General features: G+C 48.3%; 6 protein-coding genes. 5 read left to right on the top strand and 1 reads right to left on the bottom strand.

Annotated elements, in window-relative coordinates:
* Positions 1 to 53: 53 nt before the first annotated feature.
* From JCM16496_RS19775 to JCM16496_RS19790, 4 genes are read left to right on the top strand one after another with little or no spacing between them, the layout of a single operon-like run.
* A complete protein-coding gene (locus JCM16496_RS19775; RefSeq protein WP_244440509.1) occupies positions 54 to 3023 on the top strand; it encodes a SusC/RagA family TonB-linked outer membrane protein in 2970 nt (989 codons plus the stop codon).
* Positions 3020 to 4528 (top strand): SusD/RagB family nutrient-binding outer membrane lipoprotein, encoded by a 1509-nt coding sequence (locus JCM16496_RS19780; RefSeq protein WP_025836284.1) that lies wholly within the window; start codon positions 3020 to 3022, stop codon positions 4526 to 4528. Before JCM16496_RS19775 ends, JCM16496_RS19780 begins: the two co-directional genes overlap by 4 nt.
* 35 nt (positions 4529 to 4563) lie before the next feature.
* A complete protein-coding gene (locus JCM16496_RS19785) occupies positions 4564 to 5268 on the top strand; it encodes a BT_2262 family domain-containing protein (protein ID WP_158589302.1) in 705 nt (234 codons plus the stop codon).
* A 5-nt stretch (positions 5269 to 5273) separates the two neighbouring features.
* Positions 5274 to 5786 carry a lipid-binding protein gene (locus JCM16496_RS19790; RefSeq protein ID WP_025836286.1) on the top strand — a complete coding sequence of 171 codons (513 nt, stop codon included), beginning with the start codon at positions 5274 to 5276 and terminating at the stop codon, positions 5784 to 5786.
* A gap of 172 nt (positions 5787 to 5958) precedes the next feature.
* Here JCM16496_RS19790 and JCM16496_RS19795 read toward each other — a convergent pair whose 3' ends face one another.
* A complete protein-coding gene (locus JCM16496_RS19795; RefSeq protein ID WP_025836287.1) occupies positions 5959 to 6789 on the bottom strand; it encodes an outer membrane protein assembly factor BamD in 831 nt (276 codons plus the stop codon).
* 129 nt (positions 6790 to 6918) lie between these two features.
* On the opposite strand from JCM16496_RS19795, the gene JCM16496_RS19800 reads away from it, so the two are divergent.
* Positions 6919 to 8361 carry a CCA tRNA nucleotidyltransferase gene (locus JCM16496_RS19800; protein ID WP_025836288.1) on the top strand — a complete coding sequence of 481 codons (1443 nt, stop codon included), beginning with the start codon at positions 6919 to 6921 and terminating at the stop codon, positions 8359 to 8361.
* The last annotated feature ends 125 nt before the right edge of the window (positions 8362 to 8486 follow it).

Genomic DNA, 8486 nt, shown 5'->3' on the forward strand with positions numbered 1-8486 from the left:
GCGTTTCGTTCGTAGGAATGCAGCAGCAAGAAGTTCCAATTAAACAGGGATTAATGAAAATTACCTTGAAGCCGGACACCGAAGTGTTGGACGAGGTCGTGGTGACGGCGATGGGCATTTCCCGCTCGGAAAAGACATTGGGCTATTCTGCCACCACGGTGAAGAGTGACGAGATTATCAGCGCACGTACAACGAACGTTGCCAATGCACTTTCCGGCAAGGTGGCCGGTCTCCAGGTAAGTTCCACTTCTTCCGATCCGGGTTCGGTAAGCAATATCGTTATCCGTGGCTTCAGTTCCATCAATGGCAACAACCAGCCGCTGTATGTAGTGGACGGGGTGCCTTTGCAGAACAATATGTTCTCCGGTTCCGGCAAGAATGTGGCGACGGGCGGTATCGCCAATGTCTCTTCGGAAGACATTGAGTCCATGACTGTGCTGAAGGGTGCTGCTGCCACCGCATTGTATGGTAGCCGTGCAGCCAACGGTGTCATCATCATTACTACAAAGACCGGAAAGAAGGGAGATGGCCGGAACTTCTCCATCAGCTATAATGGAAGCTTGCAGGCACGTCAGGTCTCTTTGCTGCCCGAAATGCAGAACGAGTTCGGACAAGGATGGAACGGCGGCCAGACATTCATCGAGAATGGCTCCTGGGGGCCTGCCCTTGACGGTTCTCTGCAGGTATATGGCCCGGTCTGGAATCATCAGCAACTGATTCATGAATATAGTGCCAAAAAAGATAATGTGAAGGATTTCTTTGATTTGGGATGGTCTCAAAACCACAATATCGCACTGAGTGGTGTTTCCGGTGACAGCAAGATGAACTACTACCTTTCTTATTCTTACTCCAATGATGACGGTATCATGCCGAAGGACTATGATACATTCGAACGTAATACCATCGCTTTCCGTGGCAGCTATGATGCTGCCGACTGGCTGAAGGTGTCTTCTTCCCTTAACTTTGCACGCACGGCTACCGATGCCGTCGGCAGCTTTCAGGGAACTTCCGTTATTGACGGCTTGTTTGAGATGCCTCGTGATATCTCCATTGTGGATATGAAAGATACAAGTTCGCCTTTCAATACTCCGGAAGCTTACTTTACTCCTTACGGCATCACCAATCCTTATTGGTCATTGGAGAATAACTACAATCATACGGCTTCCAAGCAGATTTATGGTAAAATCCAGGCAGACATCAAGCCAATCAAAGAATTGACATTCTCTTACCGTATGGGATTTGACTACACCGACTATGATGTGAAAATAGGGTCACCGCAGATTGCACTGGATGATGCCTTGATTGACAATGACTATGGTTACGCACCTTCTAACATGAACCAAAGCGGGTATGTGTATGCGCGTTATGGACGTCATCTGGAGTTGAACCATGACTTTCTTGCCAACTATGCCGATAAGTTTCTGGACAACAGACTGGATGTAAACATCAATGCGGGTGTCAACATGAATGAACGTTCATTTACCAGAATAACCGGACAGACGGATGATTTGACTTTCCATACCGGATTTTGGGATTTGAGCAACGGTGCCACGAAAACCACTCTTGGAGAAAGCCAGAACAAGCGCCGTTTGGTGGGACTCTTTGGAGATGTCACGCTGGGATGGGACGATATGGTTTACCTGAACCTGACTGCCCGTAACGACTGGTCTTCCACATTGCCCATCGACAAGAACAGCTTCTTTTATCCGGGCGCTACACTGAGCTGGATTTTTACAAGGCTCATTCCGGAAAACAAAGTGCTCAGTTTTGGTAAATTGCGTCTGGCATATGGTAAGACGGGTAATGATGCCGACCCTTATCAGACGGGAGTCACTTACATTCAAGGCGTGGCAAACGGCTATTATGGAAGTGGAATAGCGCAATTCCCGATGAATGGCTCCAATGCGTTCCAGGCCTCCAACACGAAGGGCAGTTCCACGCTGAAACCGGAAATGACTTCAGAATTTGAGGTGGGCTTGAACTTGCAGTTCTTCAACGGTCGCCTCGGTATCGATGCTTCCTACTACAACCGTACTACGAATGACCAGATTTTCACATTGCCGGTCGACCCCTCAACCGGTTACAGCTATATGGTGACCAACTTCGGTAAAGTCCGTAACAGCGGTGTCGAACTGGTGCTGAATACAGTGCCCATCCAGACAAAGGATTTCCGCTGGAATCTGGACTTTAACTTTGCCAAGAACAATAACAAGGTCATCGCACTTCCGGAAAGTCTTGAGGGTGGCAAAGTGTCCATTTATAGCTTTTCGGCCGGAAATGATGCTGTCTATATGTATGCGGAAGAGGGCAAGCCAATGGGACAGTTCTATACTTACTTGCCTAAATATACAGAATCCGGACAACCCATTGTGGATGCCAACGGGCAGCCGGTATTGGGGACTTCGGTTGAAGATACCGGAAAAAACATGAACAATGACTGGACCGGCGGTGTAAATACAGCCTTTACTTACAAAGGCTTTACCTTGAGTGCCGCACTTGATATCCGTAAGGGCGGCTATATGTTCTCACGCACCAAGAACCTGATGCAGTTTACCGGCAATGGAATTGCTACAACCTACAACGGCCGTCGTCCGTTCATCATTCCCAATTCTGTTGTGGACAACGGAGACGGTACTTATTCGGAGAACACCACTCCCATCTATCAGCACAACGGCAGTTACCAGACCTACTTCAATGACTATGGATATGGCGCCGGCGGCGAAGCCTACCTGCTTGACCGTTCTTTCGTCAAGTTGCGTAACATCAGCTTGACTTGGGATGTGCCCAAGGCATGGGTACGTGCCATCTCACTGAGCAGCCTGGCACTGACCGTATTCTGCAATAATGTATTCACATGGACGGCTTCGGACAATAACTTTGTCGATCCGGAGTCGACTACAGTTTCCCAGGCTACTAACGGTGACTTGGCTACGCAGTTCGGTGAGCTTTACACCAACCGTCTTGCCGTACATTCGGATGCAGCCTCAGCGTTAAATTCTAAAAATAGGAGAAATCAGATATGAAAAGAATATTACTAATATCGACTGTGGCATTGAGTATGACTCTTGCTTCCTGCGACAGTTACTTGGATATCAATGAAGACCCGAACTCGCCTTCGGTAGACAATATCGAAACGGGCATGCTGATGCCGGCCATCGAGATGAACGTGGCGGCAAGCTATGGCGATTTCCTGCGCATTGCCGGTGGCTATCATGCACAGCAGTATGCCCAACTGAACGGTACGAGCAACTATGTGGACTATTCGCAGTTCAACATGTCTGCTACCCGCAGCAGCGGTACTTACACCCAGTTCACCCAAAAAGCGTTGCTGAACTTGAAGACGGTACTTGAAAAGTCGCTGGCAGAAGAGGATTGGGGGACTTATCTGGCTGCCACTACCTTGCGTGCCTTTGTCTACGAAGCTTTGGTGGACTGCTATGGTGAAGTACCCTATACGGAAGCACTTAACTCTGACAATGCTACTCCGAAGTACGACGACGGGCAAGTGGTTTATGAAGGGGTGGTGGCCGAACTTGATGCTGCCCTTGCCAATGCCTCGAATTCAAGTCCGGTTTGTGCCAACTTCCTTTATCCGTCTGCTACGGCAGGCCGATGGATACAGTTTGCCAATGCACTGAAACTGAAAATGCTGATGCGTATGGCCGACGTGAAGAACGTGCAGGCTGAAGTTGCCGCTTTGATTGCTGAAGATAACTTCCCGACGGCGGACGTGAGCTATGTGGATTGTTGGAGTAACGAACCCGGACAGATGAATCCCTTTTACTCCGAGGAATTCAGCTCTGCTTGGGGCTCTACCCAGACAAACGTAGCTGCCAATCTGGCCATCATCGGAACTATGCAGGTGAAAGATGCTGAAGACAACATCATATATCAGGATCCGCGCCTTACCGCATTCTTTGCACCCAACAGTACGGGAACATATATCGGCGGCATTTCCGGAACCAACTATCCGGGTTCTACAAGCAAGCTGCAAGACTGGTGCCGCCCGGTAGTGAACTACAACTCTCCGGTCTGCTTGATTTCAGTGGCGGAAGTCGAATTCTTCATCGCTGAATACTATGCACGTTATGGCACGGCTACCGAGGCCGCTGCCCATTATGCCGCTGCTGTAGAAGCTTCGTTCTCATCAGCAGGTGTAGCTGGAGCCGCAGAGTATATAGCCCGTTATCCTTACGACCAGAGCAACTATAAGCAAAGTATCGGTATCGCCAAATGGGTGGCACTGTCCGGTGTAAACACTTTCGAGGCATGGTGCGAAATGCGCCGTCTGGATTATCCGACTTTCGGAACAGCCAAAGGCAGTGACTTCTATTCCATAGGCGATGAGGACTCTTACAATGTATCGAAGTATGTGGCAGGTACGCTTTACACTCCTATCCAGGTATTCGGACAAGTGGGCGACAACAAGATTCTGGAGCGTTATCCGTATGCGGAAAGCTCTTCTGCGCGTAACCCCAATACTCCGGATTTCCCGGGTTATACATCACCCGTATTTTGGGGCAAGTAACCAATCATTTCAATATGCATAAATTGAACAGAACAATGAAAAGTAAATTATTATATTTGATGATATTCGCGCTGGCCGCTGTTTCGATGGTTGGCTGCGATGATGAAAGTACGGCAGGCATGACACGCATCACGTACTATCCTGAGTTGACCCTGGAAGGTGAGACGACTCTTTATCTGGATAAAGGAGCCGGTTATACAGAGCCGGGTTATAGCGCTATCCTGAACGGGGAAGATGTGACGGCTGATGTAAAGGTGACATCCAACGTGAATACTGCCAACTCGGGCGTGTATTCCGTCACTTACTCCATTGTGAATGCCGACGGCTTTGCTTCCACTGCTTCGCGTACAGTCATCGTTACCGATCCGGCAGATGCCGTTGAAGGTGTTTATGAGGTGGATCCTGCGAGTTATAGACTCCGTGCAGGCGCCCAAGTGGCGTACGGAGGCAACTATACGGTATTGATACTGAACAACGGTGACGGCACTTATGCTGTGGATGATTTGTTGGCCGGGTGGTATTGTGTACGTGCCGGTTATGGCACGACTTATGCCATGCAGGGCACCATTTCAGTATCCGGTGGGGTTGTATCTTTGGTGGACAGTTTTCTGGCAGGTTGGGGCGATTCGGCAACAAGTCTGACTGACGGAACGTTTGATATTGCTACCGGAACCATGACTTATAATCTTGAGTATACGGATACTCCGATGAACTTCTATGTAACAATGTATAAGAAATGAAACGTATGAAAAAAGTAGTATATTTATTGATTATGGCAGCAGGACTTGCTTTGGCTTCCTGCGAAAAAGATGAGGTTGGCAATACTGCCACCAAAGCGCTTGCCGGAGAATGGTATGTGACGGTGGATGGCGTGGATGCAAGCGGAGCTGTGCTCTACGAGGATGTCTTCGGATTAGGACATACCATGCTGTATACTTATAATACGGCTGCCAATGTCCCTACTGAGATGTATGTAGATGATGCGGGCAATGTCTGGGAATATAAAGTAAGGGTGAAATCGGATGTCAACGCACTTACTTTCAGTACGGAAGGCGCTGTCGCCAACGAGGCTTATGACTGCAACGTGACGATTGAAAGCGGCAAGGTGCTGCCGGGAGCAGCAACCACCCCTCATGGTACGCCGGCTGACAGCATTGTATTTTATGTAACATTCAGTGATGACGATAATGTTCCGGCGGCTTATTCCAAACTTAAAGTTGCGGGTTACCGCTATACGGGGCTTGCACAAGACAACTGATTGTGAAATAAAACTTTCCCCTATGGTAGCGGCTGTAGGGAAGTTTCTCTCTTACCGGAATTTTCTAACATTCCGGTAAGTTTAACATTGATAGTTTTCTTGTTGAAAGGAAACACTGCGGGGTGTCTTCGTGAGAAGATATCCCGCAGCTATTTACAGTTAATGGCATCTTTTATTCTTGTGCATTGCCTTTTCTCTCTTCCATCTTCTTTTTTACAAATTCGATTTTGAGATTGGCTTCTTCCATATTCTTCTTTATTTCCGTCATGGATGACAGCAGTTGTGCCAGTTCGTAGACGCTGGCAAGGGCCTGGCGGTCGGCGGCAGTCATGGTGATGGAATAGGGGCGTTCTCCTTGATAGTTGACTTTGATATTCTTGTCCTTGTTCAGATAAAGGAACCCCATGACGTTTCCGTCTTCTCCCAGTTTGAAGTCTGCCTTTTCAATCTTTTCACCGAGGTCAGTGGTTTCGTAGCTGTCTTTGGCGGCGGGTGTTTCGGCAAAACTGCCGTCGGGAGCGGTGACTTTGACGGCCACATGGTGGATATTATGGGCTCCGCAATAAATGGAAGTCATGCTCATGACTCCGTTCTCGTCTACCTGGAAGCGAAGGAAAGAGCGGTGCAGGTTTTTTTCTATCACTTGGGAAGGGTGCAGGTAATTGCCGATATTCTGGTATTCGGCATCTTTTTCAAAGGTGTATTTCCCTTTGACGGCATCGAAATCCTTTTGTTTGGCCTGAAGCATGCTGTCAAGATAGACCAGGCTCTTTTCCTGCTCTTTCAGTTCCACTTCCTGCATCAGGCCGATGCCTGCACGGCGAGTCTCGAACGCTTTGGGATAGAGCACCTTGATACTGTCAATCAGAATCTTCGCTTCATTGTAGTTGCCGAGTTCAAACGCTTCGCGGGCAGCTTGTAGTTTTTCACCGGCCTTCTTCTCCACATCTTCGCAAGAGAAGAGTGTACAGCATAGGCATGCAAGGAGTATTACTTTTTTCATATTTGTTGTTCTTGGAGTTAGAGTCCACAAAAATAGAAATAATATCTTTATCTTTGCAGCATTTTAATGTGCAAATGTGCTAATAGGTCATTAACACATTTGCGTATTCATTACATTAGTGCATTATTTATGATAGATTTGACGGCAGAAGAACTGAAGCAATATTTTAGTGATGATATATTCAAGCGGATATCCGAAACGGCTGATGAATTGGGATTGGAATGTTACGTAGTCGGTGGATATGTACGTGATATTTTCCTGCAACGTCCTTCCAAGGATATTGATGTGGTGGTGGTAGGCAGTGGCATTGCCATGGCCGAGGCGCTGGGTAAGCGTCTGGGGCGTGGGGCGCATGTTTCCGTTTTCAAGAATTTCGGTACGGCACAATTGAAGTACCATGGTACGGAAGTTGAGTTTGTGGGCGCCAGAAAAGAATCGTATACACACGATTCGCGCAAGCCTATTGTAGAGGACGGTACATTGGAGGATGACCAGAACCGCCGTGATTTTACCATCAATGCACTGGCTGTTTGCCTGAACCGGGTGCGTTATGGCGAGTTGGTCGACCCCTTTGGCGGTATTGGAGACTTGAAGGAAAAGACCATCCGGACTCCCCTCGACCCTGATATAACTTTCAGTGACGACCCTTTGCGCATGATGCGCTGTGTCCGTTTTGCCACCCAGCTGGGATTCTATATTGACGATGAGACATTCGACTCTCTGGAGCGTAATCGCGAACGCATCTCCATCATCTCCAAAGAACGCATTGCCGACGAACTGAACAAAATCATCTTGTCGCCTATTCCGTCTAAGGGATTCATTGAGCTGGACCGCTGTGGTCTGCTGGAACTGATATTCCCGGAACTTGTCAGGCTGCAAGGCGTGGAGACGCGCAATGGACGCGCCCATAAGGACAATTTCTACCATACGCTCGAAGTACTCGACAACATCAGCAAGAAGACCGACAACCTTTGGCTACGCTGGGCGGCTCTTCTGCATGATATAGCCAAGCCTGCTACCAAGCGTTGGGAACCCCGTGCGGGCTGGACGTTCCATAACCATAATTTCATTGGCGAGAAGATGATACCCGATATTTTCCGCAAGATGAAGCTTCCTATGAATGAGAAGATGAAATATGTGCAGAAAATGGTGAGCCTGCACATGCGTCCCATTGTGATAGCGGATGATGTAGTGACCGACTCGGCAGTGCGTCGTCTCTTGTTTGAGGCAGGTGATGATATAGACGACCTGATGACACTGTGCGAAGCCGACATTACTTCCAAGAATATGGAGCGTAAGAAACGCTTCCTTAATAATTTTCAGTTGGTACGCCAGAAGCTGAAGGATTTGGAGGAACGCGACCGTATCCGTAATTTCCAGCCTCCGGTCAGTGGTGAAGAAATCATGAAGACTTTCGGCCTTTCTCCTTGCCAGCAGGTAGGTGCCTTGAAGAGTGCCATTAAGGATGCCATTTTGGACGGCATCATTCCCAATGAATACGAAGCCGCCCGTGCATTTATGTTGCAACGGGCGGAGAAGATGGGATTGAAAGAGATTAAGAAACTGTTTTGATTTTATTATAGTCGAACAGAATTGGTTTGCGAAAAAATACGGAGTAACTTACTTCTCCTCCTCCGGGGAGGAGGAGTACCCGTAGGGGGAGGTGGTAGCGATACACGCTGTACTATTTTTCATTA

This window comes from Bacteroides rodentium JCM 16496, from assembly GCF_000614125.1.
GTDB classification, from domain to species: domain Bacteria; phylum Bacteroidota; class Bacteroidia; order Bacteroidales; family Bacteroidaceae; genus Bacteroides; species Bacteroides rodentium.